Here is a 22,863-nt window from a genome sequence, read left to right as displayed (position 1 = left end):
TTTCCGTTTCAATATAAATCATCGCGTCATCGGCTAACCAGCCATTTTGCTCTAACAGAACTACGGCTTCACTTAACAGACCCTTACGGAAAGGCGGATCGATGAATACGACGTGATGCGGATTTCCCGGTTGCTGTAAAAAGCTCAGCGCATCGGTATTTTTTGCTGAGATGTTAGTGGCTTTTAGTGCGGTTATATTTTGTTGTAACTGCTTAAAGGCGGCTGGATTTAATTCAATCAAGGTCACCATTTCTGCTTGGCGTGATGCTGCTTCAAAGCCAAGGCCACCTGAGCCGGCAAAAAGATCCAAACATTTCGCTTGTGGAACATCTTGTGCTAACCAGTTAAAGACAGTTTCTTTTACGCGGTCAGTGGTTGGTCGAAGCCCTTCAGCATCGTGTACAGGCAACTTTCGTCCACGCCATAAGCCGCTAATAATGCGAATAAAGCCGGTGGAAGGTTTTTTTTGTGATGTGTTTTGCTGGCGACGTCTTTGCATAGATTTTTTGACCGCGAATAAAGTGATACTATACCCAGTCGCTCAGCGATTACGCCTGAGTACAGCCAAATTTCATAGATGACAAAGTGTAACCTTAAATCACGCTTGGCGTAGAGACTTTTCACACTGTTGTCATGTTTCTTTTCCATCTTGCCATAGGGTGGTGGAGAAGTTTGAGAGTTAATTAAGACAATCTAGGATAGCCCCAGATGACGGAAAAAAAGAAGCGTGGATTGCTCTCTTGGCTTGGTTTCGGTGACGAAGAGCAAGTTAAGCAACCCGCAGAAGAACAGCAGGTAGAACAACCACAGCCAGAAGTGGTTGAAGAACAACAAAACGATACAGAGCAAGAGATTGTTGCTCAACAAGTGGTCGAGGTTGAAACTCGCCCAGAAGCAGAAGCAGAAGCAGAAGCAGAACAGCCTGTGACGCCACGAGTGGTTGAACAGGAAAAACCAACGGAAAGTTTCTTTGCTCGCTTGAAGCGCAGCCTTGCGCGAACTAAAGCGAATATTGGCGCGGGTTTCTTTGGTTTGTTCAAAGGTAAGCAGATCGATGACGATTTGTTTGAAGAGTTGGAAGAGCAGTTATTGATCGCAGATGTCGGCATGGAAACCACCATGAAGATCATCAATAACTTAACTGAGAAAGCCAGCCGCCAAGATTTGAAAGATGGCGAAGCTTTATATGGTCTTCTTAAAGATGAAATGGCGGAGATCCTTTCACACGTTGAGAAGCCACTTGATGTTAATAATGGCAATACGCCATTTGTCATTCTAATGGTTGGTGTGAATGGTGTGGGTAAAACCACCACCATTGGTAAATTGGCTAAGCAGTTCCAAGCTGAAGGCAAAAAAGTGATGCTAGCTGCAGGGGATACGTTCCGTGCTGCGGCAGTTGAACAATTGCAAGTTTGGGGCGAGCGCAATGACGTTCCTGTGATTGCTCAGCATACTGGTGCTGACAGTGCATCAGTGATTTATGATGCGATTGAAGCGGCGAAAGCGCGTGGCTACGATGTGGTGATCGCTGATACGGCGGGTCGTTTACAAAACAAAGCCAACCTGATGGAAGAGTTGCGTAAGATTGTTCGAGTGATGAAGAAGATTGATGACTCTGCACCACATGAAGTGATGTTAACGCTTGATGCAGCGACGGGCCAAAATGCAATTAGCCAAGCCAAACTGTTTAGTGACGTCGCACCGTTAACCGGTATTACATTGACGAAACTTGATGGCACGGCAAAAGGTGGTGTGATCTTTGCGCTTGCCGATCAATTCCAAATTCCAATTCGCTATATTGGTGTTGGCGAAGGCATTGATGACTTGCGTCCGTTTGAGACACAAGAATTTATCGACGCATTATTTAGCCGAGAAGATTAACGAGCTGTTAGCGAGAGGAATGACGGGTGATTAAGTTTCAGCAAGTGAGTAAGGCTTATCGTGGTGGTCGACAAGCTCTGCAAAAAGTCGACTTCCATTTGCGTCGTGGCGAAATGGCGTTTTTAGGTGGGCACTCAGGTGCCGGTAAAAGTACCTTGCTTAAGTTGATTTGTGCGATTGAGCGACCAACGGATGGCAAGATCAGCTTTAACGGCCATGACATCACCCGAATTCCTGGTAAGGATATTCCTCTGCTGCGTCGTAACATCGGCATTGTTTTCCAAGATCATCGTTTGCTGATGGATCGTACCGTGTTTGATAACGTGGCACTGCCAATGCGAATTGAATCGATCTCGGAAAATGAAATTAAACGCCGTGTATCAGCGGCATTAGATAAAACCGGTTTGCTCGACAAGGCACGCTGCTTGCCAAGTCAATTGTCGGGCGGTGAACAACAACGTGTCGGTATTGCCCGTGCCGTTGTTAATCGTCCTACTCTGTTACTGGCTGATGAGCCGACTGGTAACTTAGATTCGGAACTCTCTAATCGCGTGTTGCGCTTATTGGAAGAGTTTAACCGTGCTGGGGTGACGATCTTACTCGCGACGCATGATGTCAATTTAGTCAATTCAAGACCGCAATATCGCCACATGGAGTTAAACCAAGGTTTCATGAGTGAGGTGGAAGATTATGGCCGCTAATACTCGTAATAAAAAAGCCACTCAAAAACATCAAGGTGTGGCACGCGATGGTTATTTTGCCATTCATTTTAAGCAGGCCAAATCGTCACTTGCGGCACTGTGGTCACGACCGCTCGGTAATATTCTCACCTTAGCGGTGATCTCGATGGCATTGACCTTGCCTGCCTCATTATATCTGCTAGGTAAAAATATTGCGGTGGCGACAACCAATGTTGCTGGCCCATCTCATGTGAGTGGCTATATTAAAGAGCAAACGCCTGAGCCACGCATCATGGTGCTGAAAGATGAGTTAGAAAGCCTGCCGGAAGTCGCCGCGGTTGACTATATTTCTCCGCAGCAAGGGCTGGATGATCTCAGCCAATACTCTGGTTTTGACCAAGCGATCTCACTGTTGGATGATTATGCTTTGCCTGGCGTATTAGTGATCACGCCTACCAGCGACGACAAACAAGCGGTGCAAGCGTTGGCGCAACGCGTGCGAGCAGAAGACGAAATCAGCGATGTACGTTTAGATGAAGATTGGTTTGCTCGCCTCGATGCGATCAAAAATCTGGTTGGCGGTATTGTAATGACATTGTCGGTATTGATGCTCGGTTCTGTGTTTTTGATTGTCGGAAATACGTTACGTTTCAATGTGCAAGCCAACAAAGATGAAATCCAAACCATGAAGCTGATTGGTGCAACAGATAGCTTTATTCTGCGCCCTTACCTCTACTCTGGTATGTGGTTTGGCCTACTGGGGGCGATAAGCGCTTGGATTCTTACCGCATTAATCACAATTCTGCTCAATAGCAGTGTTGAACAATTGGCGCTTCTGTATGATAGCCGCTTCCGATTAATCGGGTTGAGTTGGGATGAGTCCTTACTGCTACTGATGTTAGGCACCTTCTTAGGTTGCTTAGCGGCGAAAGTATCAGCACAGCGTCATCTTAATGAAATTGAACCAGTCTAACCATTGGTTGTCCTATTTTTGCGTAAACTGAAACGAGAAAGTACACGCTACCGTGTACTTTTTTGCTTGTATCGCCGTTTCGTTTATGCATAATAACTTCCCCCTGCTTGAAACCTGAGCATTTTAGGTCCAAGATTGACGGCGGAAAAAACACCTAATTCAGATCATAGATTGATGAGGAATTGAATGACTAACCAAGTGTATGCAATGGCTACAGTTTCCCAAGATAGCTTAGATAGCTACATTCGCTCAGTGAACAGCTATCCAATGCTGACACCTGACGAAGAGCGTGGACTGGCTGAGCGTTTGCATTACAACAGCGAAATTGAAGCGGCGAAAGGGTTGATCCTTTCACATCTGCGCTTCGTTGTTCACGTCGCTCGCGGCTACTCAGGTTATGGTTTGCCGATGGCAGATCTAATTCAAGAAGGCAACATCGGTCTGATGAAGGCGGTTAAGCGTTTTAACCCGGAAGTCGGGGTGCGACTTGTCTCTTTCGCTGTGCACTGGATCAAAGCTGAAATACATGAGTATGTATTACGCAACTGGCGTATCGTGAAAGTGGCGACGACGAAGGCGCAACGTAAACTGTTCTTTAATCTACGTAAGTCGAAAAAACGTTTAGGTTGGTTCAATAACGGTGAAGTTGAAACGGTAGCACGTGAGCTTGGTGTTGAGCCCTCTGAAGTGCGCGAAATGGAATCTCGTCTCGCGGCGCAGGATCCTACGTTTGAATTCAGTGCTGATGATGATGACACCGGTACTTCAATTACCGCTCCGATGCTTTATCTTGAAGATAAAGCTTCCGATGTGGCGGAGAATGTTGAAGCGGCGAACTGGGAAGCACACACCAATAATCGTCTGAGCCTTGCCTTAGCTAGCTTGGATGAGCGCAGTCAAAATATCGTTCGCTCACGTTGGTTGGTAGACAATAAAGCGACGCTACAAGAACTTGCAGAAAACTACGGCGTATCAGCAGAGCGCATTCGCCAACTAGAAAAGAATGCGATGAAAAAACTGAAGTTAGCTGTCGGCGAAATGTAGTTTTTCCGTAATCGAATCGCGAAAACCGAGATCCCTTGATCTCGGTTTTTTTATATCTTGATCGCTTTGAGCGATCATTTTTTTATCATTTGCCTGTGGGTAACTCTGTGATGAAATTCTTGGTTAGGTGTCAGAAAGCAGGGTGAATAAAGGCTTGAAGGGGGAATTGTCATTGGGGATATTATTTGTTTTACACACAAAAAGATAAGGATCATCACTACATATTGTGGATCGAATTTAACTAAAGCACTTTATCAACGTAATCCACAAACTTATCCACAAATGGTGAAGAAGTGATCGCAAGTGGATAACCTTATTCCCATCGTGTACTTGTTGAGCACTGGATAGGTTACAATGGCAGCAGATAACAATGAGAGAAGATAGAGAAAGTAAATGGACCAGTTTCAACATATTGATGTAACCGCCGCGCAAGAATTACTGCTACAGGGTGAGGCGCGTTTGGTGGATATTCGCGATCCGCAATCTTTTGCGTTAGCGCATGCAAGTCAAGCTTTTCATCTGACTAATGACAGCATGCTGGGGTTTATGGATGAGGTTGAGTTTGAGCAACCTATCTTAGTGATGTGCTATCACGGCATCAGTAGCCAAGGTGCTGCGCAGTATTTAGTTAACCAAGGATTTGAGCAGGTGTATAGTGTTGATGGTGGCTTTGACGCTTGGCAACGAGCAAGCCTTCCGGTCGCAACCAACTAGGATAGATTATGATCAGACTGATTTCTTTAAACCAGCCGCGCATGGCACAGGCATTTATCGACTATATGGCTTCACGCCAGATAGATATTAAGTTAATGCCAGAAGGTGAGGGTCAGTTTGCTTTATGGCTGGTGGATGATCAGCATCAAGTCGAAGCCGAAGCGGAATTGAAGATGTTTCTGAGCGAGCCGAACGATACTAAGTATCAGGCGGCTTCATGGGATATGGCTGAAAGCCGAACTAACCATTTCCGCTATCACTCGCCAAGTATGATGAGCATGATAAAAGCCAAAGCAGGCCCATTTACACTGGCGATTATGGCAGCCTGTATCGGTATCTTTATTCTGCAACAATTTGGCGCAGGTCAGCCGGTTTTCGACGCTCTGCACTTTCCTGCTTTTGCTGGTCAAGAGTGGCAGGTATGGCGTTGGGTCAGCCACGCCTTATTGCATTTCTCAATCATGCACATCGCATTTAACTTATTGTGGTGGTGGCAGCTAGGTGGTGATATTGAGCAGCGATTAGGTAGCGGCAAGCTACTACAGTTATTTGTCTTTTCTGCTGCACTCTCCGGAATCGGTCAGTTTTGGGTTGAAGGAGCCAACTTCGGTGGCTTATCTGGCGTAGTATATGCGTTAGTTGGTTACATTTGGCTGATGGGGTACCGTGCCCCTGAGAAAGGTTTATTGATGCCCAAGCCATTGATTGGCTTTATGTTAGTGTGGTTAGTTTTGGGTTTTGTTCAGCCATTTATGGCAATTGCCAATACCGCCCATTTAGTCGGCTTGCTGGCTGGTGTAATGCTTGGCTGGTTTGACAGCCGGAAGGTATGAGAGTTTATCTCTGTATTGGAGAATAAAAAAAAGCGGCGATGGCCGCTTTTTTTATTGCTGCTACTTTTTGTCGCTTACTGATAAAGGTATTTGGTAAATAACAAATCAGCAATCACCGTTTTACCCGTTTCAGGTAACAAAATAGAGTTGAGTTCTTCGACTAAACTTTTGCGTAAGTCTTCTCGTCCTGCCAATGATTTAATCGTCTCTTCCGTTTGCTTACCCAATAACTCGATAACGGCATCGCGTATGAGTGGTTGGTGTTTCTCAATCAAAGGAAGATCGGCCTGATTGGCGACCATGATATCGATGCGAACCTGGATATAACCAAGGTCGTTTCCTTTGGTATAGAAGTTAGTGGTTAAGTCGGGCTCTAAAGTAAAGTACGCCAAACTCGGAGTGCCGGCTTGTTCTTCTGCGATTGCTGGTAGAGCAAAAACGAGGCAAAGCAGGGCAAATATTTGGGCTACGTAACGTTTAAACATATTTCTAACTTTTCTTTCTTCTGATCACGATACTCGAATCGTCTGAGTCTTGTTACAATAGAGCATCTATTTGTAGTGAATTTGAGTTAACCGCAATATAGTGTTAGTTAACGCACCAGATTGAAGCTTTATTGTACGCCGATAAAGCAACTTATTGAATACTAGTATGAATCAAATGATTGCGCTTTATCTGTCCGCACTGCGCCAAGTGGAATGGCAACAGCCTGAAAATTTTAACTTTCCTTCGCAGATTGCGAGAGAATGGCTTTTAGAACAGGGCTCATTGTCACGTTTGTTAAAAACTTATTGTCAACAATTGAACGTAGATCTACTTCATAACGATGTTGTGCTTGCGAATAAATTGGATGAGCAAGAAATAGCGCTGTTATCTCAAGAACAATGTTTGCTGCGTAAAGTGGTACTGAAAGGCGATGGTGAGCCGTGGATTTTAGGTCGAACCTTGATCCCGCAATCGTCATTAACGGATCAACCCCATGATCTTACCCAGCAAGGTGAAATACCATTGGGTTTGACCGTGTTCAGTGCTGAAAATGTAGAACGCGACGCCTTACAAGTTGGCTGGGCGAAGACGCCAAATGGGCTCTGTCTAGCTCGCCGTTCTCGCTTATGGATGAACCACAAACCGATGCTGGTTGCTGAACTTTTTTTACTTAATGCCCCTATTTACGCCAAGGAGAGTGTGTAGATGACAACCGCGAAAGTGCGCGCCTATTGGCACTTGATGCGCATGAACAAACCGATTGGCACCTTGTTGTTGCTATGGCCGACCTTGTGGGCTCTGATCATTGCTGCGGAAGGCATCCCTCACCTTAACGTGTTATTGGTGTTTATTCTGGGCGTGGTTTTGATGCGCGCTGCTGGTTGTGTGATCAATGACTTTGCTGATCGTAAAGTGGATGGTCATGTGGAACGCACGCAGCACCGCCCGTTGCCATCTGGAATGATCAGTGCGAAAGAGGCGGTCAGCTTATTTATTGCTTTGGCAGTGTTATCTTTCGTATTGGTCTTGACCATGAATCCGTTGACGATTCAGCTGTCATTTGTCGGAATTGGGTTGGCTTTTATCTACCCGTTTATGAAGCGTTATACTCATTTACCCCAACTGTTTCTTGGTCTTGCATTTAGTTGGGCGATTCCGATGGCGTGGGCTGCGCAAACCAATGAGCTTCCACCGATCGTGTGGTTTGTATTTGTGATGAATGCATTGTGGACCATTGCTTACGACACGCAATATGCCATGGTTGATCGCAATGATGATTTAAAAATTGGTATTAAATCAACCGCCATTTTGTTTGGGCGCTTTGATAAAATGATCATTGGTGTCCTGCAGCTTGCCACTGTATTGATGCTGATAGCCTTAGGGATGTGGTATTCGTTAGGCGCGAGCTTTTATTGGGCAGTGTTGGCGGTAGGTGCATTGTTTGTATTCCAGCAGCACTTGATACGTCATCGAGATAGAGCGCAGTGTTTCCAAGCCTTTTTAAACAATAACTATGTTGGAATGGCCATTACGATTGGTTTGTTAGTGGCATTTTGGTAATGCGGATTGACGCTATCTAGCGATGATTTGAAGTGGTAGATATAGAAAAGGGCATCTTGGTAGATGCCCTTTTTTGTGCCTCATTCTGAGTGTGAAATAGGCTTAACTTATGACTTGAACTGCTATTTTGTTACTCTGCGCAATCACACACTTCTTCGCACATTTCCGTTGCCTGACACACGCTCTCTTTAATCGTCAGTCGAACTTCAGGGTAGAGTAATGAGTACAACAACTCAGCCAGGGTGGTGGCTTTTTCAATATCACAATCCCCTTCACTATCAAGATACTCTTGCTGTTTTAGCGTGCTGAACATGGCTGAGAAAACACCTTTATCAAAGAACTCGGGTGCATTGATACCGTGTAAACGTCCTAAGCGCTGTGCAATATCTTGGCTCTTTATTTCAAGGTCTGTTTTACCCAGTTCAGGGATAGCGACCAGTAAATTAAGAGTAATTGAGTAACGCTGTAGAGTTTCAGAGATCGTGCGACCCAGTAGTACTAATACTTGAGAGTTACTTTGAATAAACTTCACTTGTTGATCTTCGATCGTGATTAACCCTTGGCGTGCGAGTTCATGCACGTAAGCTTCGACAGTTTGATCAAGCTTGTCATCAGCAATACTTAAGAACAGCTCTTGCTTTAGGAAAGGGTAGATCAAAGCCACATTAGCTTGGATTTGCGCTAAGCTCAGTTGCTGGCGACGTACCAACATCTGTGCAATGAGTGCTGGAATCGCAAACAAGTGAATGATGTTGTTGCGATAGTAAGTCATTAGGATTGATTGGTTACGATCGAGTGAGACGATCTCACCCATACTGTCCGCTTCAATAACAAACTTATCTAAAGATTCAGCATGCTTAACTAATACTTCCGCTTCTTCATTTGGCATGGTGAAGCTTGAAGAATAAGGCACTTGTTTAAGTAGAGATAGATAGCAGTCAACTTGCTTAACAAGGCTATCACGAGACAATGCGCGTTGACGTGAAGCAAGCAATGCAGTCGCACATAAGGTGAGTGCATTCGCAGCAGCAGCATCGTTGATGTGTGACATCATCTTCGTCGCAAGATCGTTAACCACAGGCGTCAGCCATTGTGGTTTGGTCGCACCCATCGGATCGATATCTTTAGTCCACTCTGGCGCATGTTCATTTAAGTATTGATTGAGCGGGATTGGCTCACCAAAATTGACATAGCCTTGGCCAAAGTTACGCAGTTTACGAATCGTACGAAGTACCAAGCTGGCATTTTCTTTCTCTTTGCGACTGCCGCGTAGTTCTTTGGCGTAAGTGCCTACTTCCATTACGTGTTCATAGCCGATATATACCGGTACTAAGGTGACTGGGCGGTTTAGGCCGCGTAGCATGGCTTGAATGGTCATTGCGAGCATGCCGGTCTTTGCTTGTAGCAAACGCCCTGTTCTCGAACGACCACCCTCACAGAAATACTCCACAGAATAACCTTTAGTAAACAGCTCTGCTAAATACTCACGGAAGATGGTTGAGTACAGTCGGTTGCCCTTAAAGCTACGACGGATGAAGAATGCACCACCGCGACGGAAAATAGGGCCTGCAGGGAAGAAGTTTAGGTTGATACCCGCAGCGATATGCGGTGGAACCATACCCTCTTGATATAGCACGTAAGACAATAGTAAATAGTCCATGTGGCTACGATGGCAAGGTAGGTAAACAATTTCATGGCCATCTTGTGCCAGACGACGAACGGTCGCGGCATTGTTAATGTTTAAACCTTGATAGATTCGATTCCATAGCCAACCAAGAACCCGGCTACCATTTTTGATGAGCGAGTATGAGAAGTCAGCGGCAATCTCATCCATGATATCTTGCGCTTCTTTGCGCACTTTTTCGATCGGAATATCTTTGGCTAGCGCTTCATCGGCAATCGCTTTTTCAATCGCTTTTGATTTCATTAAGCGCTTAAATAACGCTTGGCGGTTTGGCAGGCTTGGGCCTGATGCTGCGAGTTTTTGGCGCGAGAAGTGAATACGTGCAACACGGGCGAGTTTATGAGCGATCGATGCATCAGTGCCGTGCGAGTCGGCCATATAACGCAGTGAAACCACCGGGCTAAAACGGATTAAACAGTCACGACCAGCCAACAGTACCGCTTTGGCTTTTTGTGGGCCATTAAGGGATTGTAGATAGTTGGTCTGCTTGCCTTCTTTCTCTGGCTTGCGTCCCCACAGAACGGTGATTGGCAGGATCTGGATATCCAATTCGCTGTCTTCTTTATGCAGAGCCAGTAACTCTGAAAACAGCGCTATAGATTCACTTGGAACATCATTGTCATTGCCAAGCACGGTTTCACGTGAAGAGATAAATACAAAACGGCTAAAGCTTTTACCATTGATGATTAATGGTTCAAGAGGATCAGGCAAACCGAGCGCGATGACCTGTTTTTGTAGGCTGACAAGATCAACACTAGAGCGGTATGGCAATGCGTAAACAATAGGCTTGTTGACATCAATGCTATGGTCTTCAATTGGGTTTGAAGGGATAGCCGTTCCTTTTACCAGTACCGACAGTGGTAGCTTTAATAGAGAACGTGATAGAGAGCGTCCAGAAGACATAAAAGTTCGTTGCCTCAAATGAATTAATGAGCATAAGCACATTTCCAATTCTTTAAGTGTAGAAGTGGAGATATGCCCAAGCAGATTTTTAGCTGGCAAGGATACCAGAAACTGGTCGAACCTTTTAATTATTATTGGGTGCAAAAGCAGCAACATTCTGCTGATGTGGCCAATCCAACTGAACGATGAGAGAGAATAAGGTGTCACAGAAAACCAAACACGGATTTAAACGTCTATTTAATGCAACGCGCTTCTCTTATCAGGGTTTGCAAGCGGCATTTAAAACAGAAGCGGCCTTTCGAGAAGAGCTGATTTTAGCCTGCATTATGATCCCCTTGGCTTTTTGGCTTGATGTCAGTCAAATCGAGCGCATCTTGATGATAGCTTGTGTGGTGTTAGTGATGGTGATGGAATTGATCAACAGTGCAATCGAGGCGGTAGTGGATCGTATTGGTACAGAGCATCATGAATTATCAGGAAAGGCGAAAGATATTGGCTCAGCGACAGTGATGTTAACTATGCTATTAACCGTTTACGTTTGGGTTGAGATCCTCTTCTTGTAAGTTATTAAAAAATCATCAATTCGCTTTTCATTTGTCCACTTACTGGATATACTCACAGTGAACTGTATAAAAAGACAGGTGACTTATGAAGCCGTTAACGCCCCGCCAACAACAAGTTTTTGATTTAATTAAAAACAAAATTGAAGAGAGCGGCATGCCGCCAACCCGTGCGGAGATTGCAAGAGAACTAGGTTTTCGCTCAGCAAATGCTGCAGAAGAACACCTTAAAGCTTTAGCAAGAAAACAAGCAATTGAGATTATTCCGGGCGCTTCCCGAGGTATTCGAATTTTGCTAGAAGATGCGGCAAATGATGACCAAGGATTGCCTTTGATTGGTCAAGTCGCCGCTGGTGAGCCTATTCTGGCTCAAGAGCATGTGGAAGCACATTATCAAGTGGATCCAAGCATGTTCAAACCGCAGGCGGACTTTTTATTGCGTGTTAATGGCGAATCGATGAAAGATATCGGCATCATGGATGGTGATTTATTGGCTGTGCATAAAACACAAGATGTAAGAGATGGCCAAGTGGTGGTTGCTCGTGTCGATGATGACGTCACGGTTAAACGCTTGGAGCGTAAAGGCTCTACGGTTTTACTGCATGCTGAAAACCAAGAGTTTGCACCAATTAAAGTTGATTTAACCAGCCAGCACCTTGCAATTGAAGGTATTGCTGTTGGGATTATTCGCAACACTGATTGGATGTAATGCTATAGCTTAGCAAGTTGAGATTCATTCTCATTAATCTTGCTATTGTAATTGATATTTATTATCATCTACTTTCTTGCTAAGGAAGGTAGATGATAATGTCCCCGTCCAGACACTTACCCAAAACACGCTATCAGATCCCTGCCAACCTAGTGCAGCCGCTTTGGCTACGAAGTCGAGAAAGCTTGGTTGATGATGGTCTCGTGTACGATCCTATTGCCGCCACCGCTTGCCAGCGTTGTCAGTTAGCACCGGAATGCTTCTCTGGTGATATCAACCAAAAACAATTACTTCATGCCACATTGACTCAGCTTTGTGATGAGCAAGTCACCGCCTTTATTAAACAGAATCCAGATGGTTGGATCATCAACGTTGGCGCAGGGCTAGATACCCGTTTTTATCGTGTTGATAACGGGCGCTGCCATTGGTTAGAGTTGGATGTGACGGAAAATTTACTGTGGCGACAGAAGCTGTTTCATGCCAGTGAGCGTTATCACCATCAGTGCGGTAGTGTTGATGATCTGTCGTGGTTAGACGATCTCAATATCCCTGAGAAAGCGCCAGTGATGATCGTTTGTGAGCATGCGCTACTGGATTGCAATTCAGCACAAGTTGCTAAGTTTGTGCAGGCATTAGGCCGCCATTTTGATAGCGCAAAAGCGAGCTTAGTATTGGCAGGGGATCGCTGTATGAATGTCTTGGGGCAAAAGATGGGCTCGGGGCAATATGCCCATGGCTATGATGCGCCGGGCGAGGCAGTTTTGCGTTATTTACCTTGGGCGAGATGGGTACGAACTTCGTCACCACTCGACAAACATTGTGTGCGCTGGAAACTATGGCAGCGTTGGCTGACAAAGTTTGTTGGTTCAAAACACAGATTCACGCCGGTAGTAGTTCAGCTTCGTTGGTGATCCAGTTACACTTTGCGCATAAATTCCGCAAAGAAGTCACAACGTGCACATTTTCCAAAACCTTTCCAATCGAGCAATGCACAAGAAGGTGCTATTGCTCGCGATCCCAATGGTACTTTCCAATATTACCGTTCCTTTACTGGGGCTGGTGGATGCTGCCGTTATTGGCCACTTAGAACATGCGTGGTATTTAGGTGGTGTGGCACTCGGCAGCATGATGATCAGTGTCAGTTTTTGGTTATTGGGCTTTTTGCGTATGTCGACCACAGGGCTAGCCGCACAATCTTTTGGTGCTAAGCATGCGCATCAACTTGGGTTGGTGTTTACCCAAGGGATGGTGATGGCATTGGGTTTCGCTGGTGTGTTTTTACTGTTGCATAGCTGGATAGGTGACTGGGTGTTTGCCTTTAGTGACGCTAGTTCGGAAGTAAAACACTACGGCCTACAATACTTTTCAATTCGAGCTTGGAGTGCGCCCGCCGCGTTAGCGAATTTTGTGTTACTGGGGTGGTTATTGGGTACGCAAAATGCGAAAGCACCGATGTGGATGGTGATCATTACCAACCTGACTAATATCTTGCTTGATGTTTTGTTTGTACTGGGTTTCGGCTGGCAGGTCGAAGGGGCAGCATTAGCTTCTGTTATTGCTGATTATACTGGCATGGCCTTTGGGTTGATCTGTGTGCGCTATACATGGCGAGCGCAACACTTACCATCAATTCTATTGTTGCTTAAAGATACCACTAATGGCTTAGTTCGATTTGTGAAACTCAATCGAGATATTTTTCTGCGTTCATTGTGCTTGCAAGCCACTTTTACTTTTATGACTTTTCAAGGCGCCAGTTTTGGCGATGAGATTGTTGCAGCGAATGCGGTATTGATGAGTTTTCTGATGATGATTTCGTATGGTATGGATGGATTTGCCTACGCGATGGAAGCAATGGTAGGTAAAGCGATTGGCGCTAAAGATCGTGATGAGCTAAATCAATCGTTAATCGGTACTTTCTTTTGGAGTTTAGTGATTTGCTGTGCGCTGACCTTGGTTTTTTACGCTTTCGGATCCTCCATGATCAGTTTGATCACCAATATTCCCGCTGTGCATGATAAAGCGCTGGAATTTATGCCATGGCTGGTGGCAATGCCGTTAGTGTCAATGTGGTGTTTTTTGTTGGATGGTATTTTTGTCGGCGCAACAAAAGGACGTGAAATGCGCAATGGTATGTTTGTTGCGACGTGCAGTTATTTTGTCATTTTCTACCTCTGCGCTAGTTGGCAGAACCATGCTTTGTGGCTGGCGATGTTGAGTTTTATGGCGATGCGCGGTATCACATTAGCATTGGTGCTACGTCATCAATGGCGAAAAGGTGCGTTTTTGGCGTAATGCGATTGCGAAGAATACGATAGAGAAAAGCCGCTACTAAGCGGCTTTTTTATTGAGATAAAGAGTGGATTAAAACAGGCGGTTTAAACCATTGAGCGCGGCTACTCGATAAGCTTCAGCCATTGTTGGGTAGTTGAAGGTAGTATTGACGAAATACTCGATGGTATTGGCTTCGCCTTTTTGTTCCATGATCGCTTGGCCTATATGAATGATTTCGGCTGCGCGCTCGCCAAAGCAATGGATGCCAAGGATCTCTTTGGTTTCACGATGAAAGAGTATTTTTAAACTGCCAATATCTTTACCAGCAATCTGCGCGCGTGCCAAATGTTTAAAGGATGAACGTCCTACTTCATACGGCACTTTAGCAGCAGTGAGTTCTTGCTCTGTTTTGCCTACGGAACTGATCTCTGGGATGGTGTAGATACCGGTTGGGATATCTTCAATAAGATAGTTATCCGCTTTGCCTTTCGTGATCGCTTGTGCAACAAAGCGGCCTTGATCGTAAGCGGCGCTAGCAAGGCTTGGATAGCCAATTACATCACCCACCGCATAAACATGTTCAGCATCGGTTTGATAATTACGGTTTACGGCAATTTGACCGCGTGAATCGGCGGCAAGGCCTACGGCAGTCAAATTGAGTTTATCGGTGTTACCTGTTCGGCCATTGGCATAGAGTAGGCAATCGGCTTTCATTTTTTTGCCGGATTGTAGATGAACAATCACGCCGTCTTCAGTACCTTCAATTTTTTCAAAGGTTTCATCGTTACGAATCACCACACCACTATTCCAAAAGTGGTACGACAGTGCATCGGAGACTTCATTATCAAGGAAAGAGAGTAGGCGATCGCGAGTATTCACCAGATCAGTCTTAACCCCTAAGCCACGAAAGATCGAAGCGTACTCACAGCCAATGACGCCAGCACCATAAATAATGATGTGGCGAGGATCGTGTTTCAGGCTAAGGATAGAGTCACTGTCGTAAACTCGTTGATGATCAAAATCGACGTTATCAGGGCGGTAAGGGCGAGAGCCGGTTGCAATCACAAACTTATCGGCACTGTAAAACTCTTCACTGCCATCACTTTGCATCACCGCAACGGTGTTGCTATCGGTAAAGCGTGCGGCGCCAAATAATAAGGTGCATTCATTGCGGTCGTAAAAGCCCTGACGTAAGCGAGTCTGCTTATCAATTACAGATTTGGCATGATTAAGAATGTTAGAGAAGGTGGAGTGCAGGCTCATATTGTTTTTACAAAATAGCGGATTGCTATTGAATTCAATAATACGGCTCACGGCATGACGTAACGCTTTCGAAGGGATGGTTCCCCAGTGGGTGCACCCGCCACCGACACTACTTTCTTTTTCGATAATGGCGACATTAAGACCAGCCTTGGTCAAGCCCATAGCTGCACCTTCGCCGCCTGGGCCACTGCCTATCACGATAACATCAAAATGATTGCTTACGGCCATGACTCTATCCTTGTTATATTGTTGTAACATTGCTTTATCGAGATATTAACGCATTATTTAATTGCGTAAATAACCGTCATACTAGAGAGTCGATGGGATCACGCGTAAAGCGTGAAATGTGCATTGTTGCCATGGTGGATGTCGCTAATTTGCAGTGAAATGATTGCAATCAGTATCTAACTACGGTTTATTTTTACCTGCTGAGTAAAGGCACTTAAGTCGTTGCAGGAATCCATGTATATTAGAGGTTCCCTAGTCAGAAAAGTAGAAATCAGAATATGAAAACCATGGGAATTCGCGCACAGCAAAAAGAGAAAACGCGTCGTTCACTGATTGATGCGGCATTCAGCCAGTTGAGTGCGGACAGAAGTTTCTCGAATTTGAGTCTTCGAGAGGTCGCACGTGAAGCGGGAATTGCACCAACCTCATTCTATCGCCACTTTAAAGATATGGATGAGCTAGGATTAACCATGGTGGATGAAGGAGGCTTGTTACTGCGTCAGCTGATGCGTCAAGCTCGTCAACGGATTGTCAAAGAGGGCAGCGTGATACGCACCTCAGTGGAAACCTTCATGGAGTTCATTGAAAGTAGCCCAAACGTCTTTCGCTTATTATTAAGGGAACGTTCAGGAACTTCTTTTGCTTTTCGTACCGCTGTTGCGCGTGAAATTCAACATTTTGCCGCAGAGTTGACCGAGTTCTTGATTAGCAGCGGCATGAGCCGTGATGAGGCCTTTACTCAAGCTGAAGCCTCTGTCACCTTAGTTTTTAGCTCAGGAGCAGAGGTATTAGATCTCGATCGACGTGAGCGAGAAATTCTCGCGGAACGTTTGATCATGCAATTGCGAATGATAGCCAAAGGGGCTTATTGGTATCGCAAAGAACGTGAACGTAACCGACTAAAAGGCGGGATAGATTAATGTCTAATGAAAACAATCCAATTAATCGTGGTTCGGAAAAAAAGACCCTAGTGCTTGCTCTAGTTGCAGGTATGTGTAGCGACTCGTTACTCTCATGGCTCACTATGAGCGAAGTGGGCTTCTCTATTTTTCCTATCATTGCGCTAGTGCTAGCTGTTCAGGCGCTGTATCAAGAGTACTTGAATAACCCCGTATCAGAAGATATTCCACTGATTGGGCTTGCATGTTTCTTCGTGGGGGCCTTTGGCCACTCAGCTTTCTTAAAGGCGCAGTACCCTGATGCTGGCTCAAACTTCTTTGCCATCATCGTATCCATGCTACTGATGCTTTGGATTGGTAAGAAACTGGGCTACATGTCGAAGTCCAAAGAAGAAGCCGCTGAATAAGTGAAAGCAAAAAAAAACGAGCCAATGGCTCGTTTTTTTATATCAATTAGAATGGATGGCGACTACGCCTTACGCTCTAACATTACGCCTGCTTCCATGTGATGGGTATATGGGAACTGATCGAATAGAGCAAAACGAGTGACATTGTGTGTCTCACTCAATATATCTAGGTTTTCTTGCAACGTTTCTGGATTACAAGAGATGTAAATGATGCGCTCGTAGCCCTGCACCATTTTACAGGTGTCGATATCCATACCTGAACGAGGTGGATCAACGAAGATGGTATTACAGTTGTAGCTCGCCAGATCAACGCCGGCATCTTTTAGACGACGGAACTCACGCTGTCCTTCGATCGCTTGAGTGAACTCTTCGGCTGATAAACGTAGAATTTGTACGTTTTCAATCTTGTTTGCAGCAATGTTGTATTGCGCTGATTCTACCGATGGTTTAGCCAGTTCAGTTGCTAATACACGATTGAAGTTTTGCGCCAGCGCTAAAGAGAAGTTACCGTTACCACAGTAAAGCTCAAGTAAATCGCCACTGCTATCTTGCGTGCAGTCTACCGCCCATGCCAGCATTTTTTCAGAAACCGCAGCATTTGGTTGCGTAAAACTGTTTTCGACTTGTTGGTAGATGTATGGTTGGCCATTAACATCGAGTTTCTCGATAACAAAGTCACGATCCAGCACCACTTTCATTTTACGTGCACGGCCGATAAGGTTGAGGTTAAAGCCCTCATCATTAAGACGCTGTTTTAGTGCCTTTGCGTTTTCAATCCATGCCTCGTCAAGTTGACGATGGTAAAGCAGCGACACCAAAATCTCTCCGCTCTTGGTCGACAGGAAATCGACTTGGAACAGTTTACGACGCAGTGATTCATTGTCCTTCATCGCATCAATCAATAACGGCATCAGATCGTTGATCAAACGGCTCGCGGCAGGGAACTGGTCAACACGGTACTTTTCACGAGTTTGCTGGTCAAACATGATGTAGTACATGTCTTCGCCTTCGTGCCATACACGAAACTCGGCACGCATACGGTAGTGCTGCTCTGGAGATTCAAACACTTCTAGCTCTGGCACGTTGTAGTTAGCAAACATCCCTGTGAGACGTTCAACTTTTTCGGCCAACTGCTGTTGGTAGTGTTGAGGGTTTACATCAAGAGTCGCCATAGTATTACCTTTGTATGGTGCATTTTATTTAAGAGCGCAGATTTTATTCGATATCTACCGTATGTCCAGTTTTGCGTCGCCAAGAGCTTGAGGCATCAGGAGGGCAAGGTGATAAGTAATCTAATGAAACAATTGAATTATATAACAATTATCAATAACCGCTGGACAATTAACCGATTGCTTAATACCATCGGCGCCTAGCTGGTGCTATCTAGCAGTATAGATGGCTGAAGAGGGAATCTGGTGTAACTCCAGAACTGACGCGCAGCGGTAATAGAGAACGAACACTCTTAAGACACTGCCTCTAGTATGGGGGTGGGAAGTCGAGTAAGTAGGAAAGTATAGAGCTCTAAAGTCCGAATACCTGCCAGCAACTGAGCAAACACTGGAAGCATGTGCTCCGCGCTCGGTAGGATTTACGCGACTTAGGATTACAAAAATGAACCGTTCTATTTTAGCCGTGGCCGTAGCGTCATTGCTTCCTTATGCCTCTTACACTCAAGCACAAGAAGTCTCAGCAGACGAGACGATGGTTGTAACAGCGAATCGATTTGAGCAAGTACAGACCAATGCTCTTTCTAATGTCGAGGTTATCACTCGTCAAGACATAGACCAAATTCAAGCTAAAAGTTTACCGGATGTACTTCGTAGATTAGCTGGGATTCAAATTTCTCAAAACGGCGGTCGAGGTCAATTGGCATCATTGTATGTGCGAGGCACAAACTCTGATCAAGTGTTAGTTCTAGTTGACGGTATTCGCTTTGCTCGTGCAGCTAAAGGATCTGTGGACTTTAATCAAATTCCTTTAACTTATGTAGACCGAATTGAATATGTGCGTGGTGCTCGTGCTTCTTTATATGGTTCTGAGGCAATTGGTGGCGTTATCAATATCATCACTATTGCTCGTTCGGAAGAGCAGGGCACTAAACTAAGTGCTGGTCTTGGTAGTTTGGACTATCAGGAATTAAGTGCAGCATCAGGGATTCAGGCCGGTGAGCAAGGGCAGTTGAATCTAGCTATAGGTACTGATAGTGACGAGGGCTATAACGTAAAACCTCTACCAGGAGTCAATGATGGCGATCGCCATGGATTTGAGAGTCAAAATGGTTTAATTGGATATGTGCATAACTTCGGAAAGCAATGGTCTGTGTTTGCGAATATACGAGCTTATGAAAATGTTTATCAGTACGATAGTAGCTTTGGTTCACATAAATATTATGAAGCAGAAAAAGATAACATTGCTGTTGCGTTAGGAACTAAATTCCAATCGCAAGCTTTGATGTCAGAGTTGCAGTTTAATACCCAAAAGCAAAAAGAATGGGATTATGAGCAATCAGAGGGTAAGCATAGTGGTCGTATTGGAGAGCTGGAACAACAAAATGTGCAGTGGATTAATAGTTATCTATTAAGTGACTCTATAATGCTCGCAGGTGGAGTTGATTGGCGTGATGAATCCTATACGGATAAGGTAGCAGATCAGAAGTTTGAACGACAAAACTCAGCAATTTTTGCCGTAGCAACAATGCAAGTTGAAAAGTCCACTTTTGAAGCGAGTGTTCGTTTAGATGATAACGAACAGTTTGGAGAAGAGCATACTTATACTCTTGGGGCTGGTTATGACTTTATCAAAGAATTTGGTGTTAAAGGTTCATTCGGTACAGCTTTTAAAGCGCCAGATTTATATCAGTTAAATGACCCATTTTCTGGTAATAAAGAGCTTAAGCCAGAAGAGTCTGACGCTTGGGATCTGACGTTTGGTGGTGTTATCGAAGATGTTCGTTGGTCTATTACGGGCTATGATTACAAGATTGATAATATTATTGAATATAATCGTACTACTTCCAAGTTCGCTAATATCGATGGGCAAAGCCACATTCAAGGGATAGAAGTCGTGGCAGAATTTGTTACAGGAAATATACAGCATCAATTTAGTGCTGATTTTAAAGATCCTGAAGATGCAAATGGAGATCAGTTAATCCGCCGCTCAAAAGAAATGTACAAATGGAATGCACTTGTCGCGTTCGATAAAGTAGATTGGTCAATCGGTTATCAATATGTGGGTGAGCGACCAGATTCTACAGTTGAATTGCCGGCGTACTCTTTATTTGATACAGCTGTAAGTTACTATGCCAATGAAGCCATGACGATTAGTGCACGAATTGATAACTTAGCTGATGAAAAGTATGAAACAGCGAAAGGATATCCTGCCGCAGAGCGAGCATACTACTTAAATTTAGGTTACCAGTTTTAGTGTTATCAAACCGCCTTCGGGCGGTTTTTTCCTTCCCGAGAGAAAAATGAAAAACATCATCGTGAGTTGGTCTTCAGGTAAAGATTCGACTCTGACCTTAGAGCGCTTATTGGACAGTGACCAATACAATGTCGTTGGCCTGTTCACTACTTACCTTGAAGATGAGGTTCCTTTCCAAGCGACGCCAATCGAAGTGGTCGAGATGCAAGCGGACTTACTTGGTTTACCGTTAGTTAAAATTGCACTGCCAGAGGTCTTCCCAAGCAATGAACAATACAAGTCGTTAGTTGTTGAAGAGTTGAAAGCGTCTGATTTAATCTTTGAGGCAGTCGCTTTTGGCGATATGTTCTGTAATGGGATAGCCGAGTATCGCCGTAGCTACATTGAACCTGCCGGATGGCAATGCGTTTTCCCGCTAATGGGAGAGGCGAGTGAGCAACTAGCGCAAGAGATAATAGAGCGTGGTATTAAAACTATGTTGGTCACAGCAGATGGTGATCGTATCGCACGTGAGCTTTGTGGTCGTTGGTATGATGAAGCCTTATTGGCCGAGCTATCGCCTGATGTCGATCCATGTGGCGAAAATGGTGAATTCCATACACTGGTTACACAAACACGCAGCTTTGATGGCGTGTTAGAACTGCAACTTTCGCATATTGAACATGGCGAACGATTCTCCCACCAAAGATACAGCGCGAAAGCATTGCGAAAAGCAAATCGCAGGGTATGATCGCCAGCATATAAATAAGTGGAATAGTGTCGTGTCTCAGCAACCTAAAATTTTAATCTTTGATTCAGGTGTCGGTGGTCTTTCGGTTTATCAAGAGATCGAAGCACGTTTACCTCAGCTCGATTACTATTACCTATTTGATAATGCAGCTTACCCTTATGGTGAGCTTGAGCATCACACCTTGATTGAGCGAGTAGACCAATTGGTTACGCGCTTTGTCAGCGCGCATCAGATTGACTTAGTCGTGATTGCTTGTAACACCGCAAGCACCATTGTTCTTCCTTCTTTACGCGCAAAGTTATCTATTCCAGTTGTTGGCGTAGTGCCAGCCATTAAACCGGCTTCTAATCTTGCCAATAAAGCGATTGGGCTAATCGCAACTCCGGCGACAGTAAAGCGTGAATATACTCATGATCTCATCCGAGACTTTTCGCAAAGCAAGCCAGTCGAAATGCTTGGTTTGACCCGTCTGGTTGATATAGCTGAAGAAAAGCTCAGAGGGAAGAGTGTTGATATAGATGAAATGGCACAACTACTGGCACCATTGAAGAACAAGATTGATGTAGCGGTATTAGGTTGTACGCATTTCCCTCTTATTAAACAAGAGATACAAACTGTACTGGGTGAGCAAGTTCTGCTGGTGGATTCCGGAGTCGCGATTGCCCGCCGTGTGCAAGAGTTACTTAATATAGAAGAGAAAGAAAAGCGTATCGGAGCGAGAGAAATCTATTGCAGCGCCCCACCTTGGGAAGAAGAGGCGCTGAATAGAGCATTAGCCAGAATAGGATTTACCTTAGTTCGTCCTCTTCTTCTTGAGTTTTAGGCTCGTTAGCAATACGGACTTTCAAAGTACGCTGCATATAATCCTTTTCATTTAATGCTGCAATGGCCGTTTCTGCGTCTGAGGCTGCCATTACGACAAATCCAAACCCACGTCGTTTACCTGTGCGTTTATCTTTCATAAGACGCACAGCAAATACTTCACCATGTTTAGAAAAAACTTCCTTCACGTGAGACTCATTTGCTTTATAAGGTAGATTACCGACATACAACGTTTTCGTTGCTGGATCACTCAGCGGTACAGCTTCTGTTGTAGTGTTGGAAAATTTAAGAACAAAAGCAGAAGCCAAAACACCAACAACAAAACTAATTGCAGGAGAGATATCTACCTGCGAGAAGATGATTCCACCCAGTACCGCAAGAGCGATCATCATTACTATTGATTTACTTGAACTCATAATCAGAATACTACTTCTAGGTCAGAGGAAATTAACTATCTACTATTAACAATATAGACACATGAATCTTACGTATATGGTTGGCCTTTTTCCAATTCATTGATGTGACATGACTCAAATGTTGAAATTTTATTCTATTTTATGCGTTTTGCTGGCTTTTTAGGCAAACAAATTCTTTTTTCCAAATAATACTTGTCATGTGTCTCAACCTCCCTATAATGCCGCTCCATCGACAGGGAACGAGACGGAAGTCACAAACTCAGTTGGTAAAGAGAGAAAAGAAAGTTTGAATAAAACGCTTGACTCTCAAATCGGGAAGCGTAAGATACGCACCCCTAGCGACACGGTATTGAAATGCTGGTTCCGCTAGAAAAGCT

23 protein-coding genes and 1 riboswitch are annotated in these 22,863 nt (G+C 44.6%); of the genes, 17 read left to right on the top strand and 6 right to left on the bottom strand.

Annotated features, from left to right (window positions below; all coding sequences use genetic code 11):
- Positions 1 to 499 (bottom strand): 16S rRNA (guanine(966)-N(2))-methyltransferase RsmD (gene rsmD / locus RH88_RS20725; RefSeq protein ID WP_005599722.1); only part of this gene is annotated, 499 nt, incomplete at its 3' end.
- Between the two features lie 209 nt (positions 500 to 708).
- Here rsmD and ftsY point away from each other — a divergent pair.
- The 6 genes from ftsY (at position 709) to glpG (ending at position 6,125) form a co-directional block, all read left to right on the top strand.
- Positions 709 to 1,881, top strand: a complete 1,173-nt coding sequence (gene ftsY / locus RH88_RS20720; protein WP_005599720.1) for a signal recognition particle-docking protein FtsY — start codon at positions 709 to 711, stop codon at positions 1,879 to 1,881.
- A gap of 26 nt (positions 1,882 to 1,907) precedes the next feature.
- Positions 1,908 to 2,582 (top strand): cell division ATP-binding protein FtsE, encoded by a 675-nt coding sequence (gene ftsE / locus RH88_RS20715; protein WP_005599718.1) that lies wholly within the window; start codon positions 1,908 to 1,910, stop codon positions 2,580 to 2,582.
- Complete coding sequence (ftsX, locus tag RH88_RS20710; protein WP_005599717.1) at positions 2,572 to 3,534, top strand: permease-like cell division protein FtsX; 963 nt, start codon at positions 2,572 to 2,574, stop codon at positions 3,532 to 3,534. The genes ftsE and ftsX overlap by 11 nt, the downstream gene beginning before the upstream one ends.
- Positions 3,535 to 3,720: 186 nt before the next feature.
- Complete coding sequence (gene rpoH / locus RH88_RS20705) at positions 3,721 to 4,578, top strand: RNA polymerase sigma factor RpoH (RefSeq protein WP_005599715.1); 858 nt, start codon at positions 3,721 to 3,723, stop codon at positions 4,576 to 4,578.
- A gap of 393 nt (positions 4,579 to 4,971) precedes the next feature.
- Positions 4,972 to 5,292 (top strand): thiosulfate sulfurtransferase GlpE, encoded by a 321-nt coding sequence (gene glpE, locus RH88_RS20700; protein ID WP_005599713.1) that lies wholly within the window; start codon positions 4,972 to 4,974, stop codon positions 5,290 to 5,292.
- Between the two features lie 8 nt (positions 5,293 to 5,300).
- Complete coding sequence (glpG, locus tag RH88_RS20695; protein ID WP_005599711.1) at positions 5,301 to 6,125, top strand: rhomboid family intramembrane serine protease GlpG; 825 nt, start codon at positions 5,301 to 5,303, stop codon at positions 6,123 to 6,125.
- 74 nt (positions 6,126 to 6,199) lie between these two features.
- Here the strand turns inward: glpG and RH88_RS20690 are convergent, their stop codons facing one another.
- On the bottom strand, positions 6,200 to 6,610 hold the full coding sequence (locus RH88_RS20690) for a flagellar basal body-associated protein FliL (RefSeq protein WP_005599709.1): 411 nt from the start codon (positions 6,608 to 6,610) through the stop codon (positions 6,200 to 6,202).
- A 166-nt stretch (positions 6,611 to 6,776) separates the two neighbouring features.
- On the opposite strand from RH88_RS20690, the gene RH88_RS20685 reads away from it, so the two are divergent.
- Both RH88_RS20685 and ubiA read left to right on the top strand, forming a co-directional pair.
- A complete protein-coding gene (locus RH88_RS20685) occupies positions 6,777 to 7,316 on the top strand; it encodes a chorismate lyase (protein ID WP_005599707.1) in 540 nt (179 codons plus the stop codon).
- Positions 7,317 to 8,171: a 4-hydroxybenzoate octaprenyltransferase gene (ubiA, locus tag RH88_RS20680; protein ID WP_005599705.1), complete on the top strand. Its 855-nt coding sequence runs from the start codon at positions 7,317 to 7,319 to the stop codon at positions 8,169 to 8,171.
- 130 nt (positions 8,172 to 8,301) lie between these two features.
- Here ubiA and plsB read toward each other — a convergent pair whose 3' ends face one another.
- Positions 8,302 to 10,758, bottom strand: coding sequence for a glycerol-3-phosphate 1-O-acyltransferase PlsB (gene plsB, locus RH88_RS20675; protein ID WP_005599702.1), 2,457 nt, complete (start codon positions 10,756 to 10,758; stop codon positions 8,302 to 8,304).
- A 200-nt stretch (positions 10,759 to 10,958) separates the two neighbouring features.
- Between plsB and RH88_RS20670 the strand changes: the two genes are divergently transcribed.
- The 4 genes from RH88_RS20670 to dinF all read left to right on the top strand — a co-directional run bounded on the left by RH88_RS20670 (position 10,959) and on the right by dinF (position 14,319).
- On the top strand, positions 10,959 to 11,321 hold the full coding sequence (locus tag RH88_RS20670; RefSeq protein WP_005599699.1) for a diacylglycerol kinase: 363 nt from the start codon (positions 10,959 to 10,961) through the stop codon (positions 11,319 to 11,321).
- Positions 11,322 to 11,406: 85 nt separating this feature from the next.
- Entirely contained in the window at positions 11,407 to 12,027 is a 621-nt protein-coding gene (lexA, locus tag RH88_RS20665; protein ID WP_005599698.1) for a transcriptional repressor LexA, read from the top strand.
- A 98-nt stretch (positions 12,028 to 12,125) separates the two neighbouring features.
- Complete coding sequence (locus tag RH88_RS20660; RefSeq protein WP_005599697.1) at positions 12,126 to 12,938, top strand: class I SAM-dependent methyltransferase; 813 nt, start codon at positions 12,126 to 12,128, stop codon at positions 12,936 to 12,938.
- 76 nt (positions 12,939 to 13,014) lie between these two features.
- Positions 13,015 to 14,319: an MATE family efflux transporter DinF gene (gene dinF / locus RH88_RS20655; RefSeq protein ID WP_174269678.1), complete on the top strand. Its 1,305-nt coding sequence runs from the start codon at positions 13,015 to 13,017 to the stop codon at positions 14,317 to 14,319.
- A 69-nt stretch (positions 14,320 to 14,388) separates the two neighbouring features.
- On the opposite strand, the gene sthA is transcribed toward dinF, so the two are convergent.
- Positions 14,389 to 15,819, bottom strand: a complete 1,431-nt coding sequence (gene sthA, locus RH88_RS20650) for a Si-specific NAD(P)(+) transhydrogenase (RefSeq protein WP_081467398.1) — start codon at positions 15,817 to 15,819, stop codon at positions 14,389 to 14,391.
- A gap of 248 nt (positions 15,820 to 16,067) precedes the next feature.
- On the opposite strand from sthA, the gene fabR reads away from it, so the two are divergent.
- Both fabR and RH88_RS20640 read left to right on the top strand, forming a co-directional pair.
- A complete protein-coding gene (gene fabR, locus RH88_RS20645) occupies positions 16,068 to 16,709 on the top strand; it encodes an HTH-type transcriptional repressor FabR (RefSeq protein WP_005599692.1) in 642 nt (213 codons plus the stop codon).
- Entirely contained in the window at positions 16,709 to 17,095 is a 387-nt protein-coding gene (locus RH88_RS20640; protein WP_005599690.1) for a YijD family membrane protein, read from the top strand. The genes fabR and RH88_RS20640 overlap by 1 nt, the downstream gene beginning before the upstream one ends.
- 62 nt (positions 17,096 to 17,157) lie before the next feature.
- On the opposite strand, the gene trmA is transcribed toward RH88_RS20640, so the two are convergent.
- Entirely contained in the window at positions 17,158 to 18,267 is a 1,110-nt protein-coding gene (gene trmA, locus RH88_RS20635; RefSeq protein ID WP_005599689.1) for a tRNA (uridine(54)-C5)-methyltransferase TrmA, read from the bottom strand.
- 185 nt (positions 18,268 to 18,452) lie between these two features.
- Positions 18,453 to 18,653: riboswitch (cobalamin riboswitch) on the top strand.
- Between the two features lie 53 nt (positions 18,654 to 18,706).
- Here trmA and btuB point away from each other — a divergent pair.
- From btuB to murI, 3 genes are read left to right on the top strand one after another with little or no spacing between them, the layout of a single operon-like run.
- On the top strand, positions 18,707 to 20,518 hold the full coding sequence (gene btuB, locus RH88_RS20630) for a TonB-dependent vitamin B12 receptor (RefSeq protein ID WP_005599686.1): 1,812 nt from the start codon (positions 18,707 to 18,709) through the stop codon (positions 20,516 to 20,518).
- Between the two features lie 46 nt (positions 20,519 to 20,564).
- Positions 20,565 to 21,248 carry a Dph6-related ATP pyrophosphatase gene (locus RH88_RS20625; RefSeq protein WP_005599685.1) on the top strand — a complete coding sequence of 228 codons (684 nt, stop codon included), beginning with the start codon at positions 20,565 to 20,567 and terminating at the stop codon, positions 21,246 to 21,248.
- A gap of 31 nt (positions 21,249 to 21,279) precedes the next feature.
- The gene (gene murI, locus RH88_RS20620; RefSeq protein WP_005599684.1) at positions 21,280 to 22,071 is read left to right on the top strand and encodes a glutamate racemase; all 792 of its coding nucleotides are present in this window, start codon (positions 21,280 to 21,282) and stop codon (positions 22,069 to 22,071) included.
- Here the strand turns inward: murI and RH88_RS20615 are convergent.
- Positions 22,037 to 22,486 (bottom strand): RNA recognition motif domain-containing protein, encoded by a 450-nt coding sequence (locus tag RH88_RS20615; protein WP_174269676.1) that lies wholly within the window; start codon positions 22,484 to 22,486, stop codon positions 22,037 to 22,039. The genes murI and RH88_RS20615 overlap by 35 nt on opposite strands.
- Between the last annotated feature and the right edge of the window lie 377 nt (positions 22,487 to 22,863).

The sequence above is a fragment of the Vibrio scophthalmi LMG 19158 genome (assembly GCF_000222585.1).
Taxonomy (GTDB): Bacteria; Pseudomonadota; Gammaproteobacteria; order Enterobacterales; family Vibrionaceae; genus Vibrio; species Vibrio scophthalmi.
Note: the sequence above shows the minus strand (reverse complement) of the source record. Positions and strands in the feature narration are given on the sequence as shown.